The 25,214-nt window shown below is 72.1% G+C and carries 18 protein-coding genes; 8 read left to right on the forward strand and 10 right to left on the reverse strand.

Features of this window, described 5'->3' with window-relative positions:
* Positions 1–9 precede the first annotated feature (9 nt).
* The 5 genes from EDF63_RS14285 to manA form a co-directional block, all read right to left on the reverse strand.
* Positions 10–1,413, reverse strand: a complete 1,404-nt coding sequence (locus tag EDF63_RS14285) for a DUF5719 family protein (RefSeq protein WP_123313704.1) — start codon at positions 1,411–1,413, stop codon at positions 10–12.
* Complete coding sequence (locus EDF63_RS14290; RefSeq protein WP_148061792.1) at positions 1,410–4,247, reverse strand: glycosyltransferase family 2 protein; 2,838 nt, start codon at positions 4,245–4,247, stop codon at positions 1,410–1,412. The genes EDF63_RS14285 and EDF63_RS14290 overlap by 4 nt, the downstream gene beginning before the upstream one ends.
* Positions 4,248–4,344: 97 nt before the next feature.
* Positions 4,345–4,677 (reverse strand): WhiB family transcriptional regulator, encoded by a 333-nt coding sequence (locus EDF63_RS14295; RefSeq protein ID WP_374114433.1) that lies wholly within the window; start codon positions 4,675–4,677, stop codon positions 4,345–4,347.
* Positions 4,678–4,865: 188 nt separating this feature from the next.
* Positions 4,866–5,828, reverse strand: a complete 963-nt coding sequence (galE, locus tag EDF63_RS14300; protein ID WP_123314068.1) for a UDP-glucose 4-epimerase GalE — start codon at positions 5,826–5,828, stop codon at positions 4,866–4,868.
* Positions 5,829–5,923: 95 nt separating this feature from the next.
* Positions 5,924–7,132: a mannose-6-phosphate isomerase, class I gene (manA, locus tag EDF63_RS14305; protein WP_123313706.1), complete on the reverse strand. Its 1,209-nt coding sequence runs from the start codon at positions 7,130–7,132 to the stop codon at positions 5,924–5,926.
* A gap of 64 nt (positions 7,133–7,196) precedes the next feature.
* On the opposite strand from manA, the gene EDF63_RS14310 reads away from it, so the two are divergent.
* Entirely contained in the window at positions 7,197–8,576 is a 1,380-nt protein-coding gene (locus tag EDF63_RS14310; RefSeq protein WP_123313707.1) for an O-antigen ligase, read from the forward strand.
* A 32-nt stretch (positions 8,577–8,608) separates the two neighbouring features.
* On the opposite strand, the gene EDF63_RS14315 is transcribed toward EDF63_RS14310, so the two are convergent.
* Positions 8,609–9,967 carry a hypothetical protein gene (locus EDF63_RS14315; protein ID WP_123313708.1) on the reverse strand — a complete coding sequence of 453 codons (1,359 nt, stop codon included), beginning with the start codon at positions 9,965–9,967 and terminating at the stop codon, positions 8,609–8,611.
* Positions 9,968–10,098: 131 nt separating this feature from the next.
* Here EDF63_RS14315 and EDF63_RS14320 point away from each other — a divergent pair, with 131 nt between their 5' ends.
* The gene (locus tag EDF63_RS14320; protein ID WP_148061793.1) at positions 10,099–11,385 is read left to right on the forward strand and encodes an O-antigen ligase; all 1,287 of its coding nucleotides are present in this window, start codon (positions 10,099–10,101) and stop codon (positions 11,383–11,385) included.
* A 444-nt stretch (positions 11,386–11,829) separates the two neighbouring features.
* On the opposite strand, the gene EDF63_RS14325 is transcribed toward EDF63_RS14320, so the two are convergent.
* Positions 11,830–12,576: a polyprenol monophosphomannose synthase gene (locus EDF63_RS14325; protein WP_123313710.1), complete on the reverse strand. Its 747-nt coding sequence runs from the start codon at positions 12,574–12,576 to the stop codon at positions 11,830–11,832.
* Positions 12,573–15,062 (reverse strand): glycosyltransferase, encoded by a 2,490-nt coding sequence (locus EDF63_RS14330; protein ID WP_123313711.1) that lies wholly within the window; start codon positions 15,060–15,062, stop codon positions 12,573–12,575. The genes EDF63_RS14325 and EDF63_RS14330 overlap by 4 nt, the downstream gene beginning before the upstream one ends.
* A gap of 138 nt (positions 15,063–15,200) precedes the next feature.
* Between EDF63_RS14330 and EDF63_RS14335 the strand changes: the two genes are divergently transcribed.
* Positions 15,201–16,517, forward strand: a complete 1,317-nt coding sequence (locus EDF63_RS14335) for a glycosyltransferase (protein ID WP_148061794.1) — start codon at positions 15,201–15,203, stop codon at positions 16,515–16,517.
* A gap of 90 nt (positions 16,518–16,607) precedes the next feature.
* On the opposite strand, the gene EDF63_RS14340 is transcribed toward EDF63_RS14335, so the two are convergent.
* Complete coding sequence (locus EDF63_RS14340) at positions 16,608–19,157, reverse strand: hypothetical protein (protein WP_123313713.1); 2,550 nt, start codon at positions 19,155–19,157, stop codon at positions 16,608–16,610.
* Positions 19,157–19,750, reverse strand: coding sequence for a hypothetical protein (locus tag EDF63_RS14345; RefSeq protein ID WP_123313714.1), 594 nt, complete (start codon positions 19,748–19,750; stop codon positions 19,157–19,159). The genes EDF63_RS14340 and EDF63_RS14345 overlap by 1 nt, the downstream gene beginning before the upstream one ends.
* Positions 19,751–19,940: 190 nt before the next feature.
* On the opposite strand from EDF63_RS14345, the gene EDF63_RS14350 reads away from it, so the two are divergent.
* From EDF63_RS14350 to EDF63_RS14370, 5 genes are all read left to right on the forward strand, one after another.
* Positions 19,941–20,843: an ABC transporter permease gene (locus EDF63_RS14350; RefSeq protein WP_123313715.1), complete on the forward strand. Its 903-nt coding sequence runs from the start codon at positions 19,941–19,943 to the stop codon at positions 20,841–20,843.
* 3 nt (positions 20,844–20,846) lie between these two features.
* Complete coding sequence (locus EDF63_RS14355) at positions 20,847–22,076, forward strand: ABC transporter ATP-binding protein (RefSeq protein ID WP_123313716.1); 1,230 nt, start codon at positions 20,847–20,849, stop codon at positions 22,074–22,076.
* Positions 21,995–23,110, forward strand: a complete 1,116-nt coding sequence (locus EDF63_RS14360) for a glycosyltransferase family 2 protein (protein WP_221180571.1) — start codon at positions 21,995–21,997, stop codon at positions 23,108–23,110. Before EDF63_RS14355 ends, EDF63_RS14360 begins: the two co-directional genes overlap by 82 nt.
* Positions 23,111–23,184: 74 nt before the next feature.
* Positions 23,185–24,336, forward strand: coding sequence for a glycosyltransferase family 1 protein (locus EDF63_RS14365; protein ID WP_221180572.1), 1,152 nt, complete (start codon positions 23,185–23,187; stop codon positions 24,334–24,336).
* Positions 24,333–25,187 carry a glycosyltransferase family 2 protein gene (locus EDF63_RS14370; RefSeq protein ID WP_123313718.1) on the forward strand — a complete coding sequence of 285 codons (855 nt, stop codon included), beginning with the start codon at positions 24,333–24,335 and terminating at the stop codon, positions 25,185–25,187. The genes EDF63_RS14365 and EDF63_RS14370 overlap by 4 nt, the downstream gene beginning before the upstream one ends.
* Positions 25,188–25,214 lie beyond the last annotated feature (27 nt).

Below are 25,214 nucleotides of genomic sequence, written 5' to 3' on the forward strand. Positions count from 1 at the left end.
TCGTCACCGTCAGGGGTAGACGCGCACCGGCGTGGACACCTGGGTGGACGGACGGACCGGGAACCCGGCGATGCCGTCGTCCCCCCGGTAGGTCACGCCCGCCACGACGCCCTCGGCCCCGGAGATCGAGAGCTGCTTCGCGGTCTGCACCGGCATGGTCGCCGTCGCGCCGGACAGCACCTGGATGGTGCGCTTCTCGTCGCCGGAGCGGATCGTGATCGCACGGTCCTCGCGCGTGGGGTTCACGAAGTTCATCCGGACGCCCTCCCCCGGAGCCACCGCGGTGATGACCTCGTCGCCCAGGGGTTCGGCCGAGGCGAACCAGCCGAGGTCGCTGTTGCCGTCGGCCGTCGGTGAGGTCGTGCGGGCACCGGCGACGACGGGCTGCGTCGACGTGACGGTGAACGAGTACCGGCCGTCCGGGAAGTCGTCGAGCGCGACGTCGGTCACGACCCCGGGCTCGGCGGTGGCGTTCACGGTCGTGCCGCCGCCGTCCGCCGTCGTGATGCCGAGGGTGACGCGTGCCGACTCCGTGCCCGGGACGAACAGCCGGACCACGGGGGCGGCGTCCGCGGTGTCGTCGCCGCGCTGTGCCTCCTGCGCACCGGCGAGCACGACGCCGGGGATGACCTGCGAGCGTGACGGCGCGGCGCCGCCGGAGACGATGTCGTAGCCGCCGGGGGTGAGCGTGCGGACGACGGTCTCCTGCATGTGGGCGACGATCTGCCCGCCGGAGGACGACACGTGCACGACGGTGGATCCCTGGTCGGACACGAAGCCGGACAGCGGGACGACCTTCTGGGTGTTCGGGGCGACGACGATGCCGGTCGTGCCGGGGGCGCTGACCGTGCCGGTGCCGTCGTAGATCGCCAGGTCGACGGTCGCGTTCACGTCGGTCGGGTTCGACAGGGTGACGAGGCTGGTGCGTCCGGTCTCGGTCGAGCCGCCGACGAGCCAGGTCGACTGCGTGGGGTCGTCGCACGACGCCGCCCCGGCACCGACCAGGTCGCCGCTGGAGACGCTCTGGTAGCTGCTGCCCGCGACCTGCGGTGTGGTGTCACCCGCGGGGGCCGTGAGCAGCCGCGGGTCGCTGCCGCCGGTGGACGACGGGTCGAGCGAGGACCGCTCGACGGTCGAGCCGGTCGTCGCCGTGGCGACGGTGGCGGACCCGACCGTGCTCGCCTGGGTGGCGTCGTTGCCGGAGTCGTCGGACAGTCGCAGGGCGCTGCCGGCACAGACACGCTCGGCGTCGGCGGGGACCGGCGTGACGGTCCGGCCGGCCGGGCGACCCGGTTCGGCCGCGGTGCCGTAGGCGTGCGCAGCGGTGACGGCGCCGGCGGCGACGACCACGGCGATCGCGGTCGCGGTGCCACGGACGACCCAGCGTCGGACGGAGCCGGTGGTGGTGCTCATTCGTCGCGCTCCTCGTCGAAGGTGGTCGCGGGTTCCTCGGCCTCGATGACGTTCGAGGTGGCCCGGCGGCGGCGCGGGGCCGTCGGCACGGCGAGCAGGGCGGCGGCGCCGAACACGACGCCGAGCACGACCAGGTACAGCACGTGCGTGGCACGGGCGGCGGCGGACCCGGTGGTGGTCCGGTCGACGTCGCCCTCGTAGTGGAACAGCTGCCCGTTCGTGGTCTCGCCGATGCTCGTGAAGAGCGCGTTCTGCCCGATCGCACCCGCGGCCCGGTCGTGCACGCTCTGCGCCTCGGGGTCGTCGCCGGCGTCGTTGAGCAGGACGAAGCTGATGCCGAGTTCCTGCAGCGCCGGCCGGGGGTCGTAGCCGCTGCGGCTCGCCAGGTTGCCGGCGAGCGTCGCGAGGCGGGCGCCGGACTCGCTCAGCCGGAGTGCGGTGGCGTCGAGGGTCGACTGGTCGTCGAGGGTGGCACCCTGACCGCGCTCGAGTGCGACGGCGAGCGACCCGTCGTCCTGCGGCACCACGACGAGCGTGCCGACGTCGGGGTTCGCCTGCGCCTCGGCGTTCACGTAGGCGCTGAGCACCCGGCCCGTGGTCGGCTGGATCGCGGCGTTGCCGAGGTAGAACGCGGCGAAGGCCGGGGCCACCGCGACGCCGGCGAGCACCGTCGCGACGAGTCCCGTCACCGGTGCGGCCTTCGGCAGCACGTCGATGCCGATGCAGGCCGCGACGACGATCGCGAGCCAGTACACCGACAGCCCGCTGCCGGGCCACACGATGGTGGTGGTCGACCCGACGCCGGTGACGGTCACGTGGGTGGCAGCGAACGCGGTGCCGAAGCCGAGCAGTGCGACGACGAGCGCCGAGCCGGCGACGGCCCAACGGTGTCCGAGCATCGCGCCGATCGCGGCGGCGGCGATCGGCACGGCCAGGACGGCCATCACGATCGGCAGCCACGTGCCGACGGCGGCGAGCCCGGACGTGGCGGGCAGCCACCCACTCCAGTCCGGCAGCGGCTGACCGATCGCCAACTGCAGCGCGGACGGCGCACGGGTGGCCGACGGAACGCCGGGGTCGGCGAAGACCGCGAGGACGTTGCCGCGCGCGACCTGCGCGAGGACGAGCGGCAGGAAGAGCACCGCGGTCGGCACCGGGATGAAGGCCCGACGGTGCGCTCGGCGCCACCCGACGACGAGCGCGACCAGCCACCCGATCAGCAGGACCGGCAGCAAGGACGGCGCCGAGGCCGCCACGACCGCGAACAGCAGCGAGGCGCCGGACGCCCACGCCCACGAGCGGTGCGCCTCGAGCACGGCGACGAACAACCACGGCAGGACCAGGTGCGCGATGACGGCACCGAGGTGTCCGGTGGTGACCGCGCCGACGAGGGCCGGGGCGATGGCGTAGAGCGCGGCGCCGATGACCGGCACCCACTTGCGCGTCGTCACCTTGCGGACCGCGAACCAGGCACCGAGGGCGGACAGCGGGAACGCGACGAGCATCACGAGCACGACCGACGTGGACGGCGACCAGAACACGATCGAACCGAGCACCGCCAGCACGGCGGCGAAGGGGTCGGACGGACCGGTGAAGCCGGTGCCGAGCGAGTGCCAGCCGTAGCCGACGTTCTGCCAGAGCTGGCCGACGGTCGTGCTGAGGGGCAGCAGGCCGCCGCCGGTGAGCGCCGGCGAGCCGAGCAGGGGGTAGAGCGTCACGACGCTCAGGACCGCCGCGGCCAGCACGACCCAGATACCGCCGTCGCCGAGGAACGACGCCCGCGCGATCGGGGCGTCCTCGACGCGGGCGAGTTCGACGTCGCGCGAGGTGGTCCGGTGCTCGTGCACCCGACGCCAGCTGACCCGGAGCGGTTCGACGGCGGCCCAGCCGAGCTTCTTCGTGCGGGCGAGGTTCCTGCGCGCCCGACCGGTGCCGCCGCCGAACGCCACCGCGAACGCCGCGGCGAGCTCCGGGACGACCGCCGCGGGGTGCTTGGCGACGAGGTGGCCGATCGCCCGGCCGACCGCGAACGGGACGAGGGTGAGCCAGTGCAGCCAGAGCAGCCCGCCCGGCGCGTAGGTCATCCGGCGGTGGAGCTGCGCCTGCCGGTGCATGCGGACGCGGCGGGCCTCGGAGACGCGCTTGCGACCGAACTCCTCGATCGGACCGGTGGTGGTGACCTTCGCGCCGGGGACGACGGCGACGCGGTGCCCGGCCAGGCGGACGCGGACGCAGAAGTCGAGGGCGGCGTCGACGTCCGGCAGCGCCGGGTCGAAGCCGGACAGCTCGGTCCACACCGAACGGCGCACGAGCATGCCGCCGGCGGCGACCGCGAGCACGTCCGTGTGCCGGTCGTGCTGGCCCTGGTCGAGTTCGTCCTGCACGAGACCGATCGAGCGGCCGAAGCGCGTCATGCTCTCGCCGAACGCGCGGATCAGCGAGGGGTCGTCGTCGGACACGAGCTTCGGACCCGCCACGACGACGGACGGCGCGATCTCGACGGCGGAGAGCAGGTCCGCGAGCGCCGTCGGGGACGGTGCGTTGTCGTGCCCGAGCAGCCACAGCCACTCGTCGACGGGCTCGTCGACGACGGCGGGCGGCGCCTCGCGTTCGCCGCGGGCGACGGCCTCGCCGAAGGGGCGTCCGGCCGGCAGACGCAGCAGCTCGGCGGACCCGCCGAAGGAGAGCCCGGCAGTGGAGCCGTCGGTCGACCCGACGTCGACGACCACCAGGTTCTCGGGGTGGCGGGTCTGGGCCGCGAGTGCGTCCAGGGTCCGGTCGAGGTGGGCCGCTCCGTTGGCGGCGACGAGGATCGCGGTGACTCTGGGCTGCATGACGGGCGTCACTCTACGGTCTGGAGGCACGGCGTCCGCTGCGGACGGCGGCGCGCCGTGAACCTGTGGGAACGTCAGGCGAACGCTTGGACCTCGACTACGCCCGCTTGCGCAGCTTGCGACGCTCGCGCTCGGACAGACCGCCCCAGATGCCGAAGCGCTCGTCGTTCTCGAGCGCGTACTCGAGGCACTGCGCCCGGACCTCGCACGACGTGCAGATCTTCTTCGCTTCGCGCGTGGAGCCGCCCTTCTCGGGGAAGAACGCCTCCGGGTCGGTCTGTGCGCACAGCGAGTCGACCTGCCACGCGAGCGGGTTCTCCTCGTCGTCCGTCTCCGGCCGTCGAACACCCGGGACGCCGAGCGCCACGGGGTCGACGTGCCAGTCCTCCGGAACTCCGGCGTGGAAGTCGGAACCGTTCACCCTGATCACCCCTGACGTCTCGATAACGGGACCACAACGATTGAAGTCGTTGCCTGTAATTACAGCGGTGTCATTCGCCTGAGTCAAGTCGCGGATCATAGAAGGCAGTGACCACTTCGGCGTGTCATGTCCCCCGTCTGGGCGTGTCGCGCCCGTTCTGTCGGGGTTCCGGGGGACAGCTGACACGTCCTCAGCCGCTACGAGGCGCTGCGGCGGGCCTCCCACGCGCTCGTGACCATCTCGTCCAGGGTGTGTCGCATTGCCCAGTCCAGGTCACGCGTCGCGGCCTCGCCGGTCGCCACGATGCGCGCCGGGTCGCCGGGGCGGCGCGGCGCGATCTCCGGCTCGAAGGCGATCCCGGTGCCCTTCGCCATGGCGTCCATGATCTGCCGGACGCTCACACCGTCGCCGCTGCCGAGGTTGTACGCCTGCTCGAGCGGCTCCCCCGCCTCGAGCTTCTGCGCCGCGACGGCGTGCGAGTGTGCGAGGTCGGCGACGTGGATGTAGTCGCGGACGCAGGTGCCGTCCGGGGTCGCGTAGTCGTCGCCGTTGATCCGCGGGGTGCGACCGGCCAGCAGCGCGTCGAACACGAGCGGGAACAGGTTGTGCGGGCTGGCGTCGTACAGGTCGGGCTCGCCGGACCCGACGACGTTGAAGTACCGGAGCGAGGTCGTGGTGAAGCCGGCCGCGACCTCCATGTCGCGCAGCAGCCACTCGCCGATGAGCTTCGACTCGCCGTACGGGGACTCCGGCGCCTTCGGGGTGGACTCGACGACGACGTCGACGTCCGGGGTGCCGTACACCGCGGCGCTCGACGAGAAGACGGCCTTCGTGACGCCGTTCTCGGCCATCGCGCGGAGCAGCGTCGCCATGCCGGTGACGTTCTGCTCGTAGGTGTGCAGCGGGCGCTCGACCGAGACGCCGGCGTACTTGAAGCCCGCGACGTGCACCACACCGGTGACGTCGTGCTCCCGCAGGGTGCGGGCGACGAGGTCGCCGTCCAGGATCGTGCCCTCGACGAACGGCACGTCGTCCGGCACGAACGCGCGGAAGCCGCTCGAGAGGTCGTCGAACGCGACCGTGTCGATGCCGGCCGAGCGCAGTGCTCGGACGACGTGGGACCCGATGTACCCGGCACCGCCGGTGACCAGCCAACTCATGGTCGCCACGCTAGCGGACGAACGAGACGCCCCGGGGCCGGTGTGCGGGACCGCGCCAGGGCGTGCGGCTCCACGCCGGGCCCCGGCCTGTGCCCCTAGTGGCCGGTCGCGATGAACACCGTCGACGTGACGCCGTTCGACGAGTCGGCCTCCACCGTGACGTCGCCCTCGTCCGGCGTGATGAAGCAGGACTCGCCCTTGCGGAGCAGCGTCGCGGACGTCGCGCCGACGAGCGTCACGACGCCCTCGGTGCAGATGGCGATCGACGGGCCGGACAGCGGAGCGACCCCGCCGGTGCTCAGCCCGACCGGTCGTCCGTCCCCGTCGACGCGCAGGAGCGCGAAGCCGACGCCCTCGGGTGCGAAGCGGTCCACGCCGGGGGCCAGTCGCTCGGGCTCGAGGACCGGTGCCGGGTACGCCGTGAAGTCGAGCACGTGCAGGAGCTCGGGCACGTCGACGTGCTTCGGCGTCAGCCCGCCGCGCAGCACGTTGTCGGACGGTGCCATCAGCTCGATGCCGAGTCCGTCGAGGTAGGCGTGGATGTTGCCGGCGGGCAGGTACATGGCCTGCCCCGCGGTGAGGGTCACCCGGTGCATGAGCAGGGAGACGACGATGCCGGGGTCGCCGGGCCAGCTGGTCGCCAGGTCGCGGACCGTGGCCGTGTTCGGGGTGAGGAGGTCGTCGTCGAGGGCGACGGCGAGGTCGCTCGCCGCCTGCACCACGGCGAGCGCGGAGTCGTCGGCGGTCTCGAGCCAGCGGACGGTGTCCTCGAGCCCGTGCGCCAGGTGCACCTCGAGCGGACCGAGCCGACCGCTGCCGGCGTCGAGCACGCGGACCTCGGCCAGGGTCTCCTCGACCGGACGGAAGCCGCTCAGTGCCTCGAACCGCTCGCTCAGGGCGACGACGAGCTCGGGCTTCGGGAACGGGTCCTTGTAGTTGCGCGCCGGGTCGTCGATCGCGATGCCCTCGCGTTCCTCACGCGCGAAGCCGGCCTCGGCCTGCTCCGGGGTCGGATGCGCCTGCAAGGAAAGGGGCGCGGCCGCTGCGAGCACCTTCAGCAGGAACGGCAGACCGGTGCGGTCGCCGCCCAGGGCGTCCTGCGGCTCGGCGGCGATCCAGTCGAGCAGGGTGTCGGCACCGCCGACCATCGCCGGGTTGACGACCACGCTCGGGCTGCCCGGGTGCGCACCGAGCCAGAGCTCTGCCTGCGGGGCGCCGGTGACGGTGCGACCGAGGAGCTCGGGGATCGCGGTGACCGAGCCCCAGGCGTAGTCGCGGGGGGTGTTCGTGATGCCGAGGAACATGGCCGAGAGCCTACCGGCGGGATCCGGGGACTCCGTGGCCGCCCGCCGCCGGTAGCCTGACGTCGTGACGAACACCTGGCCGCTGGCACGCGGGACCGTACCCGAGCGCGAGGCGTTCGCCTTCGGTGCGACCACGATCTTCGTGCTCTTCGCCGGCGACGCGGTGCCGAACACCCTCACCTGGGTCGGCGCTGGCATCCTGTGGGCGCTCGTGGCCGCCTGGGGCATCACGATCCTGGTCCGGGCGAAGCCGCCGCTCGTGCGCTCCCCCTGGCCGCTCTGGGCCTTCCTGGCGTGGTGCCTGCTGTCGGTCGTCTGGTCGCACTGGCGGTTCGCGACGATCTCGAGCCTGACCGTGCAGGTGATCTGCGCCGCGGTGGCCTTCACGATCGCCTCCACCCTGACCTGGCGCCGCATCCTCGACGCGCTCAGCCTCGCGCTCCGCTGGGTGCTGCTGCTCTCGATCCTGTTCGAGGCCGTCGTCGCCGTGTTCGTGCGGCACCCCATCGCGCCGATCTGGACCGACTACGGCGACGCCGACATCCCGGACGCGTTCTACTTCTCGCGCGCCGAGCTCTTCACCGGCGGCCGCATCCAGGGGCTGCCCGGCAACGCGAACCTGCTGGCGATGGTCGCGCTGCTCGTCGCGATCGTCGTCGTGCTGCAGCTCGCCGAGGGCCGGGTGCGTCGGCAGCGGGCCACCGGTTGGCTCGTGGTCGCCGCCCTCGGGTTCGTGCTCACCCGCTCGTCCACGGTCTTCGCGGCCGCGCTGGTCGTCGCCGTCGTCGCCCTGGTCGCCGTGTGGATGCGCCGGGTCCCGACGGAGCGACGCACCCCGCGGTACCTGCTGCTCGCGGTCGGCGCGGTCGTCGTCGCCGCCGCGGCGTTCGTGCTCCGGGGGCCGGTCTCCGAACTGCTCGGCAAGGGGTCTGACGCGACCGGACGCGGTGAGATCTGGGCGAAGGTCCTCGGCCTCATCGACCAGCACGCCGTCGTCGGCTGGGGGTGGATCGGCTACTGGTGGCCCGGCATCCCGACCCTGGCCGACCTGGCCCACCGCAAGGGCGTCACGTACCTGCAGGCACACGACGCCTACCTGGACGTCTGGATGCAGACCGGCATCATCGGGCTCGTCCTGTTCCTGCTCTACGTCGTCACGACGCTGTCGCGCTCGTGGGCGTGCGCGACCCGGATCGGCTACGACGCCGCGCTCCGTCCGCGCACGTTCGACCCGGTGTCGCTCCTGCCGCTGCTCGTCGTCGTCGCACTGCTCGTGCAGTCCGTCGCCGAGTCCCGGCTGCTCTACCAGGGGAACTGGGTGCTCTTCGCGCTCATCGCGATCAAGACCCGGATCGTCCTGACCGGCGAGGAACCGACCTCGACCGGCGACGGCCCGCGCACCCCGCCGGCGAAGCGCGAGTTCCGCTGGGCCACCACGCGCTGAGCAGCGGACGGCCGGCGGTCAGCGGTCCGGTGTCAGCGGAACAGCCAGGCGCACGCGACCGGTGACGACCACGGGTTCGACCGCACCCGCACGACCTCGAGCGTCGGGTCGGCGCGACACGCCTCGGCGGCGGCGGGCAGCTGCTCCGCCCACACCGGCCCGTCACTGCGCCGGGTGTCCGCGGGCGCGACGTGCAGGACGGCGGCCGTGACGACGGCGGCGACCACGCACCAGGCGACCAGCGCCCCGACGAGGCGACCCGTGCCTCCCGTCCGCTGCGCGACACGCGACCACCGGTCGGCGTCCACCAGCGCGGCGGCGGCGACCACCGCGGCACTGACGAGCAGCAGGCCGGACGCCGCGGCGTAGCGCTGCGGCGGGATCGCCGCCATGGCGGAGGTGGGGTCCGCCCACGGCTGCCCGGCACCGTCGTTCGCGAGCAGGGCCGCCCACCACACGGCACCGGACGCGACCGCCAGCGCGACGACCATCCACCGACTGCGGGGCGGTCCGACGACGACGCCCGCGGCCAGGACCAGCACCAGTGCGCCGGCCGGCACCAGGACGGGAGCCCAGCCGTGCTCCACGACCGTGGCGACCACCTCGCCGAGGTGCGGGTCCCACGCGCCGGCGACGGGCCGGAGCAGGAACCCGGCGAGCACGTCGCGGAACGCCGGAGCACCGGGTGTCAGGTCGCGCGGGTGGGTGAGGGTCGTGACGACCTGGACGACGGCCGCGGCGAGCGCCACGACCGTGACGGGCAGCGGCAGCAGGCGCGCGTGGCGGGCCCCTCCCGACGCAGCGCGCCGCCGGGGCCACGCGAGCAGGAGCAGCGGCGTGAAGAGGATCGCCTGCGGCTCGGTGAGCACCGCGAGTCCGGCCACCACGGCGAGCGCGGCTGCGCCCCACCAGGTCCGGCTGCGGTGGGCGAACACCCACGGCACCAGCACGAGCAGGTACCAGTGCAGGTTCGCGGCGTTCCCGCTGATCTCGTAGGGCGCGAGCGGCAGCACGACGGGGACGGCGGCGAGCACCAGGCGGAACGGCCACGGTCGGACCACGTCGCGGGACAGGACGAAGACCAGCGCGCACACGGCGCCGACGACCAGGCAGGACGACAGCGAGACGACCTGGGCGTATCGGGCGGTCGGCAGCGCGTAGCCGAGGTCGACCACCATCCGGGGCAGCAGGTGGACGTACCCGGCGTACGGGTGCAGCAGGGTGTCCACGGGGCCGAGGGCGATGCGTTCCCGCAGGAAGACCCCGCCGTCCTCGGCCCAGACGGTGTTGCGCGGCACGGGACCGAGCCGGTACCAGGCGAGCGCGGCGGTGGCGAAGGCGATGACGACCGCGACCAGCGGCAGGCCGGCGGCCCTCCGCAGGGGGTCCATTGCAGTGAAGCTAGGTGAGCATCGCGCATCGTCGATGACGCCACACCGCGGATCGTCGATACCGCGTTTCCGCGATGCGGGCGGCTCGTCACAAGGTCGTACGCCAAGATGGACGCGTGACGGACGGCCGGGTGAGCAGACACGTGCTCGGGCGCCGGTACCTCTCCGCCTGGATCGGCTTCTCGGCCGGTGGACGGTTCAGCCAGGCGCTCGCGACGGTCATCGTGCTGTTCGGGTTCGGGCAGCCGACCGTGCAGGCACTGGTCGGCCGGTCCGGCACGTGGGCCGTGCTCGTCACGCTGTTCGTGCTCGCCGGGCTGAGCCTGCTCGGGCAGCGGTACCGGATCGAGTGGCACGGCGTGCTCCCCCTCTCGCTGCTGGCGTTCGTCGGGTACTGCGCGTTGAGCGTGCTCTGGAGCGAGTACTCCTGGGTCGCCCTGCGCGGGCTCGTGCAGACCGTCTGCTTCATCGGGCTCGGGCTGTACCTGGCCCTCGGGCGGGACCTGGTGCAGGTGATCCGGGCGTCCGGTGACGCGTTCCGGATCCTGCTCGTCGTCGCCCTCGGGCTCGAAGTGCTGTCCGGACTGGTGCTCGACGTCCCGCTGCCGGCCTTCGGGATCCGCGGCGACATCGCGTACGGCGGCCCGATCCAGGGCATCGGCGGGACGCGCAACTTCATGGGCTTCATCGCCGCGATGGCCCTGGTCACCTTCGTCGTCGAGTTCCTCACCCGCTCCGTGACCATGTGGCGCGCGATCGGCTCGACCGCCCTCGCCGTCATCGCCCTCATGCTCGTGCAGTCCCCCATCACGGGCCTCGCGATGATCGCCCTCGCCGTCACCGCCCTGGCCCTCTGGTCGCTCCGGCACGCGCGGCCCGCCACCAGACCGGTGGTCAACGGCGTCCTCGGCTCCGCGGTCCTGCTCACGCTGGTGGTGGCGGTGTTCGCCCGGCACCGCCTGCTCGCCGAGATCGGCGCGGCCGGGGGCACCGCGACGCGCATCGACCTGTGGTCGCAGATCCGGGTCCTGACCGAGCGGTACCCGATCCAGGGCTGGGGGTGGGTCGGGACGTGGCCGACCGAGCCCGTCGTGCCCTACGTCACGCTCATCGATCCGGCCGGCGCACGGTTCACCTCGGGCCTCAACGCGTTCGTCGACGCCTGGCTGCAGCTCGGGGTGGCGGGCACGATCATCCTCGGCATCGCCGCGCTGCTGGCCTTCGCGCGGGCATGGGTGACGGCGACGACGTTCCCCGGGGTCGCCTACGTGTGGCCGGCCGCGGTGCTCGTGCTCCTCGCGGTGACGAGCGCGGCCGAGAGCTACCTGCTGCACGGAGCGGGCCTGATGTTCTTCGTGACGGTGCTCGTGATCGCGGCGCGGCGGCGCTCGTGGCGCCGGCACCTGCCGCGGGCGTAGGTGCCGCGGCGCGGGGCGCGGCGCGCTTCGTGAGCAGGAATGGTCGAGTCCGCCGCGGCGACCCGACCATTCCTGCTCACCGAACGGGGGGGGGTGAGCGGGCAGGGCGCCGGACGGGAGGCCCGTGGCGGGCCCGACCAGGGCCTCCCGTCCGGCACGCCACGCGGTCCGGAGCCGCACATCGTGAGCAGGATCGGTCGAGTCCGGCACAGCGACCCGACCGTTTCTGCTCACGATGCGCCAGCCACCGCCGACGCCGTGCCTGCTCGTGCGCAGATCACCGAGGTTCCAGAACACGCCGCCCGTGTGCCGCCGAGGTTCCGCGGAACGGCGGTGGGAGCGCCGAGGTTCCAAGATTTCGGAACCTCGGGGCCGCACGCGGGGCGCACGGCCGCACGCGGGGCGCACGGCGAGCGCGGGAGGGCGCGGGCGGGGGCGCGCGCGCTACGGGCGGGTGGGGCGACCCAGGCGGCGCTGCAGGCCCCACTGCGTGACGCGGAGCATCGCCTCGACCACGATGGAGCGGCTCATCTTCGAGACCCCGTGCACGCGGTCACGGAACCGGATCGGCACCTCGACGATGCGGCCGCCCAGGGCGTCCACGCGCAGCGTCATGTCGACCTGGAAGCAGTACCCCTTCGAGTCGATCGACCCGAGGTCCATCCGCGCGATCGCGTCGGAGCGGTAGACCCGGTACCCGGCGGTGATGTCCCGCACGTGGATCCCGAGCACCAGCCGCGCGTACGTGTTCGCACCGCGGCTCAGGGCCTGCCGGCGGAGCGGCCAGTCGACGACCGATCCCCCGGGTACCCAGCGCGACCCGATCGCGAGCAGGACGTCGTCCGAGGCGGTGACCGCGTCGATGAGCACGGGCAACCGGTCGGCCGGGTGCGAGCCGTCCGCGTCCATCTCGACGAGCAGCGGGTAGCCGCGCTCGAGCCCCCACCGGAACCCGGCGACGTAGGCCGTGCCGAGTCCGAGCTTGCCGGAGCGCTGCAGCAGGTGCACCCGGTCGTCGGCGGCCGCCAGGGACCGCACGATGTCGCCGGTGCCGTCCGGGCTGCCGTCGTCGACGACCAGCAGGTGGACACCGGGCGACGCCGTCAGGATCGCGTCGGCGATGGCGCGGATGTTCTCGGCCTCGTCGTACGTCGGGACGACGACGAGGGCCGTCGTCTCGGCTGGGTTCACCGGTTGCCGAGGCGTCGCTTGATCTTCCCCGCGACGCTGCGCGGGCCCTCGGTGCGGAAGTAGTGCACCGCGCGCCCGACGTCGTAGCGGACGCCGGAGAGCTTCTTGCGGTCCGGCACGCGCACGCGCATCGTGTGGGGCGCGAGCTTCGTGCTGGTGTCGCGCACCGACTTGTCCGCCGCGCGGATCGGGTTCCGGCAGAACTCGACGAGCGGCGCCAGGACGTTCTCCCATGTGAACTGCTCGCGCACACGGTCGACGTTGGCGATGAACCGGGCCCGGGCCTTCTTGTCGAAGAGCGCCGTCTCGAGCGCCGTGGCCAGGCCGTCGACGTCCTGCTCGTGCACCGCGACGCCGAGCTGTTCCTCGGCGACCAGGTCGCCGAAGGAGTCGCCGGCCGTCGTGACGATCGGCAGGCGCGCCCACAGGTAGTCGAGGATGCGGGTCCGGAACGAGAACGTGGTCTCGAGGTGCTCGTAGTGCGTCGAGACACCGGCGTCGGCCTCGAGCAGGTACGCGCCACGCTCCTCGTACGGGATCCACGAGTCGTTGAAGAACACGTGCTTGCCGGTCAGGCCGAGGGCGTCGGCCTCGGCACGGACCTTCGCGACGATGTCCATCTCGGGCACGTCGGGGTTCGGGTGCTGCACGCCCATGAAGAAGAGCTTCACGGACGGTCGGCGTGCGGCGAGCTGCGCGATCGAGCGGACCAGCGTGATCGGGTCGAACCAGTCGTAGATGCCACCGCCCCAGACGACGAGCTTGTCGTTCTTGCCGATGCCCGGCACGACGCCCTTGACCCGCGGCTGGTCGTGCACCGGCGGGGTGGAGGACAGCCCGAACGGCACGACGCCGATGAGCGAGCGGAGGTCGGCGTCGCGCGAGTACGTCCGCGCGTTCACCCGGCCGGAGCCGGCGAGCTGGCCGAGCCAGAACATGCGCTGGCGCTCCGACGCGCAGATGAAGTAGTCGCCGAGCTCGAGCTGGTGGTTGAGCGTGTCCGAGGCGTCGAGGATCTGGCGGTTCCACTGGTCGACGTCGTCGCTGCGGCCCTGCTCGAGCTGCTCGAGGTGCAGCGGGTCGTACACGTCGACGACCAGGATCTTGCTCGTCGACTCGAGCACCGGGAACAGCCGGAGCGCGTGGCCCTGCACGATGATGACGTCGGCCCAGCCCTCGTGCTCGACCATCTGGCGCGGGTGGCGGTGCGGCACGGTGACGACCTCGTACGACGGGTCGATCTGCGACGAGCGGGTCAGGCTGACCACGCGCACGTCGTGCTCGGACGCGAGCTGCTTCGCCATCTGGGTGGCGCGGATCGCCGGACCGGCCATCTTCGCGCCGATCGAGTCGCCCGTGATGATGAGGATGCGACGACGGGTGCCGACCTCGAGCACGCCGAGCGAGTGCACGATCTTGTCGTAACCGGCCAGGTAGTTCTCGATCGGGTACGCGGGCTCGTCGCGGTTGCCGAACAGGCGCAGGAGCTCGCGGTCGCTGCGGACCCGCGTGGCTTGGATCGCACGGCGCGACTCGGTCATCGACGGCAGCTGCTCGACGAACTGGTCGACGCCGTAGATGCCGGCCATGCTCGTCTTCGGCACCGGGATGGTGGGGACACTGTCGTCGCCGGGGTTCCGCAGGTCGAGCTCGGTGGAGTCGAGCTCCCCGCGACCCACGGCACGGCGGACGGCGAGCGCCAGGGAGCCGGGCAGGGCGGCGGCGAGCTGCTCGTCACCGAGGTTCTTGTACAGCGTGAAGAGGGCGTTCCGCTCGAGCAGGTAGGTCTCGCGGAAGTCGCCGAACTTGTTCATGGACGCGTGGTGCTTGTGGAACGCGACCGACTTCGGCTGGTACCGGAAGCGCCAACCGAGCAGGTTGAGCCGCCAGCCCAGGTCGACGTCCTCGTAGAACATGAAGTAGCGGTCGTCGAAGCCGTCGAGCTGCTCGAAGAGCTCGGCGCGGATGAACATCGCGGCGCCGGTGCCGAACAGGACGTCGGTCTCGCTCTCCCAGCGGCCGGTGTCCGGCGACCCGGCGAACGGCTTGTAGCCCATGCCGTACCAGGTCATCGCGGCCTCGGTGAAGTCGATGTTCACGCCCTCCCAGTCGAGGACCTTCGACGCCACGGCACCGATGTCGGCGCCCGACGCGAACGTGGCCATCGCCTCGCGCACCCAACCGGTGTCCGGGCGGGCGTCGTTGTTGAGGAACGCCACGACCTCGCCGGAGGACTTCTCGACGCCGAGGTTGCAGCCGCCGGTGAAGCCGAGGTTGGCGCCGGCGTCGACCAGGGTGAAGTCGAGGTCGGAGGCCTGCAGCCGGCCGAGGTGCTCCGGACCGGAGCCGTTCTCGACGACGATCACCTCGAGCTTGTCCTGCGGCCAGTCCTGCTTGCGGAGTTCCGCGATGCTCGTCAGGGTGTCATCCGTGCCCTTGTAGTTCACGAGGATGACGGACACGACTCCCGGCTTGCGCTCTGTCACGCGAGTTCCTCCAGCAGCTGCCGCGCACGGGCGCGGATCGGTGGCTCGGCCCACGGGGTGCCGCGAGCCGATGACACCCTACAAGGCGCGCCCCGCCACTCCCCTGTGGCCGCCGCCGATTCGTGCAGAATGGGCCGCGTGACTGCCGCAGTGATCCCGAACACTCCCCTGTCCTCGCCCCTTGCGCAGGAGTACGCGGCCATCGCGGCCGGTGCGCACGCCGAGGGACCGCGCGGCACCGTCCGGTTCGCGGTCTCCACGGCCGACCCGACCGAGGGCAAGGGCGACCTGTTCGTCGCGCTCGGGCTCGCGCGGGCGCTCCGCGCCGAGGGCTGGGGCGTCGCGATGTGGCCGCTCGAGCGCTGGGGCGAGGAGGTCCCCGCCGACACCGCCGTCGTGGTCAGCATGATCGAGTCGTTCGTCCCCGGGTACGTCCCCGCCGGCACCGCGCTCGTCGCGTGGGTGCGCAACTGGACGGCGAAGTGGGCGGCGCTGCCCTACCTCGACGAGTTCGACGCGGTGTGGACGTCGTCCGGCATCGCCCGCGACGCCGTCGCCGCGCAGTACGACGGACCCGTCGAGGTGGTCCCGATCGGCGTCGACCTGGACCTGTTCACCGACGAGCGTCCGCGCGGGGCCGGCACCACCGCGGCAGCGACCGCGCCCGAGCGCACCGACCGTGCCGTCACGACCGTCAACTTCTGGGGTGTCCGCCGCCGCGTGCAGGACGTGCTCGCCGAGGTCGCGCCGCCCGAGCCGATCGTGTGGTTCGCCGCGAACGTCGACCACGTCGAGGCCACGGCCGGCGTCGAGCTGCGTCCCGCGGTGTCCTACTTCGCGCTGCCCGAGGTGTACCGCGCCGCCGGCTTCGTCGTCGACGACGTGATCGCTCCGGCCGCCGAGTACGGCACCCTGAACTCCCGCCTGTACGAAGCACTCGCGTCCGGGGCGCTGCCCGTGACGGACTGCGCGCTCGGCCTCGACGAGCTCGGCCTGTCCGACGTGCCGGTCTTCGACGACGCCGCCTCGCTCGAGCGGGTGCTCGCGATGCCCCGCGCCGAGCGCACGGCCCTGACGGCACGGCTCCGTGCCGTGGTCGTCGAGCGGCACTCGTTTAGGGCGCGCGCCGAGCAGGTCGGTCCGGTCCTCGACGCGGCCGTCGCGATCGCGTCGGGTCGGTCCGGCGAGCGGAACGCGTTCCTGCGCTGGGCGACCGCGCAGCGCGAGGTCCTGCGGCAGGCCGAGCACGACCGCGACGTCCACCTGGCCGGGGTGCAGGACATCAACCGGCGACTGGTCGCGTCGGAGCAGCAGGTCGGCGCGTACGACACCGCCCGCCGCCGGGCCGAGGCGGAGCGCGACCAGATCGCGGCGCGGTTCGCGGGCCTCACCCGCTCCCCCGAGTACCGGCTGCTGCACGGCGTGGGCCTGATGGCCCGGCGCGTGCGCCGCTGACGTCCAGACAGCACTGACGTCGCGACCACGGAACGGACGGGAGGCCCGTGGCGGATCCGCCACGGGCCTCCCGTCCGTCTCGGCAACCGTCTACTGCACGGTCACCGTCTTCGTGCCGAAGCTCTTGTACGTCCCGCTCGGCAGGTCCTGGTAGTAGACGCGAACGGTGTGCGTGCCGGGCTTCAGCCCGGTGAGCACCCGCGACAGCCCGACGTCGGAACCCCAGTTCGGGTAGTTCTTCTGCACGTCCGTGCGGGTCGCGTTCACCGTGCCCGGTGCGATCGCGACGCCGTCCAGGTGCATCTTGTACTTGACCGGGTCCCAGACGTCGGGGTCGATCGCCCAGCCCCGGACGGTGATGGTCCCCTTGCCGCCGGTGACGGAGTCGAACGAGCCCTTCACCACGCCGCCGTTGCCGGTCGAGCCCGTCGCGGGCGGGTCGATGACCGTGAAGGACTTCGTGCCGAAGCTCTTGTACGTGCCGCTCGGCAGGTCCTGGTAGTACACGCGGACGGTGTGCGTGCCCGCGCTCAGGCCGGTGAGCTGCACGGACAGCCCGACGTCGGATCCCCAGCCCGGGTGGACCGCCTCGACGTCGGTGCGCTTGGCGTTGACCGTGCCGGGGGCGATCGCGACGCCGTCCAGGTGCATCTTGTACTTGACCGGGTCCCACACGTCGGGGTCGATCGCCCAGCCCTTGACCGTCGCGCTGTAGACGCCGCCGGTGACCGACTCGTACGAGCCCGTCACCGAGCCGGTCTTGCCGGTCTTGCCGGTGGTGCCGGACGACGGGGCCGTGGCCGACGTCACCTTGACGGTCTTCGTGCCGAAGCTCTTGTAGGTGCCGCTCGGCAGGTCCTGGAAGTAGACCCGCACGGTGTGGTTGCCGGCGCTCAGCCCGGTCAGGCGGAGCGCCAGGCCGACGTCCGAACCCCAGGACGGGTGCTTTGCCTCGACGTCGGTCCGGGTGGCGTTCGCGGTACCGCTGTCCGTGCTGACGCCGTCGACGTGGATCTTGTACTTGACGGGGTCCCACACGTCCGGGTCGATCGCCCACCCGCGCACCGTGGCCGTGCCCGCGCCGCCGGTGACGGACTCGTACGACCCGCGGAGCGCTCCGGTCTTGCCGGTCTTGCCGGTGGTGGGGGCGCTGACGGTGACGGACTTCGACGCGACCTTCACGTAGTCGGTGCCGGGCTTGTCCTGCGTGTAGAGCGCCACGGTGCGGGTGCCCGGCGTGATGCCGCCGATCGTCTTCGAGAACCCGAGGGTGCTGCCGACGCCCTTGTAGACCTTGGCGACGTCGGTGCGGGTGCGGTAGGCCGTGCCGGTCGCCTTGCTGACGCCGTCGACCAGGATCTTCCACGGGGCGGGCTTCGCCGAGTCGGGGTCGAGGACCCAGCCGCTCGCGGTGATCGTGCCCGCGCTGCCGGTGACGGTGTCGAGTGCGCCCTTCGGCGCTGCGCTCACGACGGTGCGGGTGTAGCAGCCGAGCAACGTGTTGCTGCCCTTGCCCTGGTTGATGGCGTAGGTGCAGACCGAGTGCTTGCCGACGCTCAGCCCGGTCAGCTCGGTCGAGAACCCGTGCTTGAGGTTGTTCGCGCCGAGGGTGGCGGACAGGTCGGGCCGGTTCACGTTCGCGGTGACGGTCTTCGCCCCGGCGCCGTCGACGTAGAACGCGACGCGGAGCGCGTTCGTGGTGTCCGGGTCCACGGCCCAGCCGCTCACGGTGATCGACGAGGTCGAGCTCGGGGTGACGGCGTCGACGTTGCCGTACGGGTTGCCGCCGCCGGTCGCCGAGCCGAACCAGTCGGTGTACATCCGCCAGAAGTTGCGGTTGCCGTACGCCGAGCAGCTGTCACCGCTGCCGTACAGGTTCGACATCGCGGCGGTGTTCGGCGTGTACGGGGTGTAGATGTACAGCCCCGCGGTCGCCTGGTTCTGGATGTAGACGGACTTCCGACCGCAGGCCGCGTTCGGGTTGAGGAGGATCGAGTTGGTGCGACCCGCCTGGTACGCCCACGAGGTCGGCGACGCCTGGTAGCGCTTGAACTGCAGGGCCGCGGCGTAGACCTGCTGGCCGAAGCCGAAGTACGCCGGGTCGCAGGGCGCGGTGTCCGGGCACGCGAAGCCCGTGGCGTGCAGGTACATGTAGGACGTCGGCGAGGACGTCGTGACGATGCCCTGCTCCTTCTGCAGGAGGACGAGGAGCACCTTCTGGCTGATGCCGCACGCGGCACCGACCTGGGCGATCATCGTCGCGGCCGACTTGGTGCCGCCGGCGATGGCGCTGCACCGGCCGGAGACGGCACCGATCGCGCTCATCTTCTGCGAGAAGTCCTTCAGGCAGGCGGGCCCGCCGGAGGCCTTCTTGCAGTTCGGGGCGACGCTCGTCAGGAACGACTGCACGGCTGCGGCGTTCATCGCCGAGCCGTTGTAGAAGTTGGCGTCGCTGATGATGTTGCCCGGGTCGAAGTCGCCGGCGACGGCGGCCGAGGCGGACTCGGTCGTGGTCTGCTCGGACAGGATCGTGCCGAAGGTCAGCCCGCTGACGGCGACGGCGAGCGCCGCGACGAGCGCGAGGGACGTCCGGAAGGGCCGGCGACGGCGTCCGTCCGACTCGGTCTGGATGGAACGCATCACGGCACCTCCGCCGGCATCGGGTCGGACGTCGTCGACGCGGAGCCGACGGCGTAGGTCAGGGTGACGGACCAGGTGCCGCTGGGGACCTGGGCCGCGGGGAACGCGACCTGCGCGCAGTTGACCGAGGACGCGCTGGCCTGCGCCGCGCTCGTGGCGGTGCGCGTGACGCTCCCCTTCTTCGCGGTGAACGTGCAGGTCCCGCTGGTGTCGGTGGTGCCCGAGACGAGTCCGCCGGCCTGCAGCGTCTTCGAGGCCGTGTCCCAGCCGCTGTACGTGACGACGGCGGTGGCCGGGAAGTCCGACGGGTCGGTGTCCGGCTCGTTGGTCGAGCCGCTCCCCGGGAAGGCACCGGGGGTGTCGTCGTCCGAGGCGGTGGGGTCGTCGGCGGCCTCGGACGCGGGCGACGACGCGGTGCCGGTGGGCTCCGCGGTCGCCGAGTCGTCGGCGGTCGGGGTCGGACTCGCGGTGCGGGTCGGCGATGCGGACGGCGTCGGGGTGGCGTCGTCGCCACCACCGGAACAACCGGCCAAGAGAACACTGAGGGCACCGACCACCGCGAACGCAGCGATCGGCCTGGATGCGAGGAGCATGCTGACGGGCCGTCCTGTGGATGTTGACAAGGGTCCGGGTTGCGACAACGGTAACCCGAAAGTGAAGGTTGAGGGTTGGATCGGTCCGGAATCACCCCCGCTCGGGGTGCACGACGGCCGTCGCCCATCCCTGCCGCGCGGGCCCGGTGAGTATGCTGTTCCGGTCCTGCCCCCACGAACGAAGAGACGTATGGTCGATCAAGCCCGCATGACGGCGCTCGCGAAGGAACCCCTCGTCGTGATCGGCGCTCCGACGAGCGCCTTCCGCGGAACCTGGCGGGAGCTGCGCGACGTCTTCCGGCAGCGCGAGATGCTGGGGATGCTCGTCCGACGCGACCTGAAGGCGCGGTACAAGGACTCGGCACTCGGGTTCGTGTGGACGCTCGTGCGCCCGCTGACCCAGCTGCTCATCTACTACTTCGTCATCGGCAAGGTCCTCGGCGCCGCCAACGGCATCGACAACTTCGCGATCTACGTCTTCACCGGCCTGACCGCCTACACGCTCTTCAGCGAGATCGTCGCCGGGTCGACCGGCTCGATCGTCGGCAACTCCGGACTGATCAAGAAGGTCTACGTCCCCCGCGAGGTCTTCCCGCTCGCCAGCGTGGGCGCGGCCCTGGTGAACTTCACGATCCAGTTCGCGATCCTGCTCGCCGCGACGGTGGTCATCGGCGTCTTCCCGTTCCACGAGGGTCTGATCTACCTGATCCCCTCGCTCGCCGTGATCCTCGTCTACGGCGCGGCCATCGGTCTGGTGCTGTCCGCGCTCAACGTCTACCTGCGCGACGTCCAGTTCGTCATCGACGTCGGCCTGATGGTCCTGCTCTGGGCCTCGCCGATCGTGTACTCGTACTCGCGGGTGGTCGCCACCGTGAACACCGACTGGCTCATCACGGCCTACACGAACAACCCGCTGACGCTGTCCGTGCTCGGCATGCAGAACGCGATCTGGCTGCACGACCCGGCCGACGTCACGTACCCGGACCACCTGATGCTGCGCCTCGGCATCGCGTTCGTCATCGGTGTCCTCTGCCTCCTCGGCGCGCAGCGGGTGTTCTCCCGTCTGCAGGGCAACTTCGCGCAGGAGCTGTAGACCATGGCCATCAGCACCCCCGTCGCACCGACGCCCACCGAGGGCACCGCCGAGCGCCCGGACGTGATCGTCATCGACCACGTCCGCAAGCGCTTCACGGTCCGCAAGGACAACACCCTGCGCGAGCGCATCGTCACGCTCGGTCGTGCCGGCCGGAAGCACCGCCAGGACTTCTGGGCCCTCGACGACGTCACCGTGTCGATCCAGGCCGGCTCCACCGTCGGGCTGATCGGCCAGAACGGCTCCGGCAAGTCGACCCTGCTCAAGGCGATCGGCGGCATCATCCAGCCGACCTCCGGCACCGTGTCCCGCCGCGGTCGCCTCGCCGCGCTGCTCGAGCTCGGCGCCGGCTTCCACCCCGACCTGTCCGGGCGCGAGAACGTCTACCTCAACGCGTCGCTGCTCGGCCTGAGCCGCAAGCAGACCGACGAGAAGTTCGACGACATCCTGGCGTTCTCGGGGATCGGCGACTTCATCGACACCCAGGTGAAGTTCTACTCATCGGGCATGTACGTGCGACTCGCGTTCGCCGTCGCCGTGCACACCGACCCCGACGTCCTGCTCGTCGACGAGGTCCTGGCCGTCGGCGACGAGGCGTTCCAGCGCAAGTGCCTCGACCGCATCCGCACCTTCCAAGAGGCCGGCAAGACGATCATCATCGTCACGCACTCGCTCAGCCAGGTGCAGGAGATGTGCGACCGGGTGGTGCTGCTCAACAAGGGCAAGGTGCTGCACGACGGCGATCCCGTCCAGGCCGTGAGCATGTTCCGCGAGGTCCTCGAGGAACGCCGCCAGGGCGAGCTCAGCACCGACGTCGCCGTCGGCCGGGGCAAGGTCATCGGCGCGAGCGTGCACGTCGACGGCAAGGAGCCCCGCGCCGAGGTCGTGCCCGGCGACGACCTCGTCGTGGACATGGAGTTCGAGCACCTGGACGGCATCGCCGACTGGGAGGCCGCGGTCCAGATCAACAACGCCGGCGGCCAGGTCGTCTACGGCACCACCACCGGCATCATGGGCCTCGAACTGCAGCCGCTGCACGGTCGCCGGAAGCTCCGCCTGCGGATCGCCGACACCGCGTTCGGTACCGGCAAGTACTTCATCAACGTGTCGATGATGGACTCGGCCGGCCGCCACCTGCACGACATGCCGGAGTGCGACTCGTTCGAGGTGCCCACCTTCGACAACGCCGTCGGCACCGTCTACGCGCAGCCCTCGATCGAGGAGCTCGACTGAGCCCCACCGACGACACGCTCCGCACCGCGGTCGTCGTCGTCAACTGGGAGCGCGCCGACCTGACCACCGCGGCCGTCCGTGCCGTGCTCGCCGATGGTGCGGCCGACCAGGTGGTCGTCGTCGACAACGGCTCGTCGGACGACTCCGTCGCCGTGCTCCGCCGTGCCCTGCCCGACGTCACCGTCGTCGCGCGGGAGCACAACGACGGGTTCGCAGCCGGCGCGAACACCGGCATCCGGCACGCGGACGCCGACGTCGTCGTGCTGCTCAACAACGACGCGGTCCCCGCGCCGGGCTTCGTCGCGGCGCTCCGCGACCACCTGGCGCAGGCGGGGCCCGAGGTCGCGGCCGTGACGGGCCGCATCGTGCTCGCCGGACGCTGGACGGGCCTCCCGGTCAGTGCGACGCCCGCACCCGGCCAGCGCGTGCTGCGCGACCACGACGGCCGCCTGTGGACGCCGTCGGCCGACGGCGAGGTGCGCCTCAACTCGACCGGCGTCCGAGTCGACCGCGACGGCAACGGCATGGACCGCGACTGGTTCGCACCCGTCGACCGGGTCGCCGACGTCGACGTCTTCGGCTTCTCCGGCGGCGCCTCCGCGCTCCGGCGGAGCGCCCTCGACGACGTCGGCCTGCTCGACGAGTCGCTCTTCATGTACTACGAGGACACCGAGCTCGCGTGGCGGCTCCGGCGACGCGGCTGGCGCGTGGAACACGCCGCCGACGCCGTCGTCGAGCACGACCACTCGGCGTCGTCCGGCGTCCAGAGCGACCTGTTCCGCTTCCGCAACGCCCGCAACCGGATGGTCGTCGCGCTCTGGCACGCTCCGTGGCCGACCGTCCTGCGGGCGAGCGCCCGCACCCTCTTCCGCGGCCTGCGCGGGATGCTGTCCGGTACCACCCGACGGGAGGCCCGGCTCGTCCTGGCAGCGTTCGCGGACGTCGTCGGGGCGCTCCCGTCGCACCTCGCCCGGCGGCTCCGCGAGTCGCGGCGCGCGTCCGTCCCCCGCCGCAGCGTGGACCCGGGCGCATGAGCGCGGAGGGCTATCCTGGTCACTCCCCCGCCGACGGTCCCGACCGTCGCGCTCCCGTTCGGAAGGACCCACGCGTGCCGCAGCTCACCGTCCTCGTCGACGGGACCGCGGTACCGCGTGAACTCGGCGGTGTGGGCCGCTACGTCGAGGGGGTCGTGTCGCACCTGACCGACCCGGCGCTCGACGTCCACCTGGTGGTCCGCCCCGTGCACGCTCCGCACTTCGCCGCCGTCGCGCCGCACGCGACCGTGCACACCGCGCCGGGCTGGACCGACTCCGTGCCGCTCCGGTTCCTGTGGGAGCAGACGGGGCTGCCGGCACTCGGCCGCCGCCTCGGCGCGCAGGTGCTGCACTCCCCGCACTACACGTTCCCGTTCGGCTGGCGCGGCGGATCCGTCGTCACGCTGCACGACGCCACCTTCTTCTCGAACCCGGAGTGGCACTCCCGCCTGAAGCGCACGTTCTTCACGTGGTGGAGCCGTCGGTCCCTGCGCTCCCGGCCGGTGGTCATCGTCCCGAGCGCGGCCACCGCGACCGAGGCCGCCAGGGTCGTGACCGGCATCCGCGCCGACGTCCGGGTCGCACCCCTCGGCGTCGACCGTGCCGTGTTCCACGAGCCGTCCACCGCCGAGGTCGAGGACGCCCGGATCGCCGCGACCCTGCCCGAGGGGGCGCCCTGGATCGCGTTCCTCGGCACCATCGAACCGCGGAAGAACGTCACCGCGCTGCTCGACGCCTACGCCACGGTGCGGACGTCGCGTGCGGCCGCCGGCGCGGACACGCCGTGGCTGGTCCTGTCGGGGGCCCGGGGCTGGGACGAGTCCGCGATCGCTCGCCTCGACGCCCTGCAGCCCGACGAGCACGTGATCGAGGCCGGCTACCTGCCCCTCGAGGACCTGGCCGGCTACCTCGGCGGAGCGGAGTTCGTCGTCTACCCGTCACTCGGCGAGGGCTTCGGCCTGCCGGTGGTCGAGGCGATGGCCTCCGGCGCGTGCGTCCTGACCACGAGGCGGTTGTCGCTGCCCGAGGTCGGCGGCGATGCAGCCGTGTACACCGAGCCGTCCGCCGACGCGCTGGCGTCCGCGATGACGGGGCTGCTCGACGATCGGTCGCTCGTCGCGTCGCACCGGGCGGCCGCGCTGGCCCGGGCCGCTTCGTTCACGTGGGAGGCCACTGCCGCCGTGCACGTCGGTGCCTACGAGTCCGTCGCCGGGGGCGCACGGTGATCCGCGTCGCGGTGCTGACGGTCACCTACAACACCGGCGAGACCATCCGGCCGTTCCTGGCGAGCGTCGCGGGGGCCTCGTCGGAGCCGGTGGCCGTCGTGATCGCCGACAACGGGTCGGCCGACATCGACGCACTCCGGGCGATCGGTGAGTCCTACGGCGCCGTCGTGGTGTCCTCCGGGGGCAACCGCGGCTACGGCGGGGGCATCGACGCCGCGCTGAGCGCCCTCGACGACGTGCTGCCCGACGTCCGGCCCGAGTTCCTGCTCGTCACGAACCCCGACGTCGTGCTCGCGCCCGGGTCGATCGACGAACTCGTCCGCGCCGCCGACCGGCTGCCGTCCGGCGGCTCGTTCGGACCGCGGATCCTCGACGAGCAGGGCGAGACGTACCCGTCCGCACGCCAGCTGCCGTCGCTCCGGACCGGCCTCGGTCACGCAGCGTTCTCGCGGTTCTGGCCGGCGAACCCGTGGAGCCAGCGGTACTGGTCCACCACGCAGGTCGTCGAGCGCGAGGCCGGCTGGCTGTCCGGAGCGTGCTTCCTCATCCGGACGTCGTTGTTCCGCGAGCTCGGCGGCTTCGACGAGTCGTACTTCATGTACTTCGAGGACGTCGACCTGGGCCAGCGCGTCGGTCGCTCCGGCCGCGCGAACGTCTACGTGCCGACGGCCGTGGTCACCCACACCGGGGCGCACTCGACGTCGTCGAACCGGCGCCGGATGGAGATCGAGCACCACCGCAGCGCGTACCGGTTCCTGTCGCGGAAGTACCGGGCGTGGTGGCTCTGGCCGCTGCGGGTCGCCCTGCACGCGGGCCTCTCCGCCCGTGCCCGCTGGGTCACACGCAAGTAGCCCGGTCGGGGGCCTGCGGGGCCGTGC

This window comes from Curtobacterium sp. JUb34, assembly GCF_003755065.1.
GTDB lineage: Bacteria > Actinomycetota > Actinomycetes > Actinomycetales > Microbacteriaceae > Curtobacterium.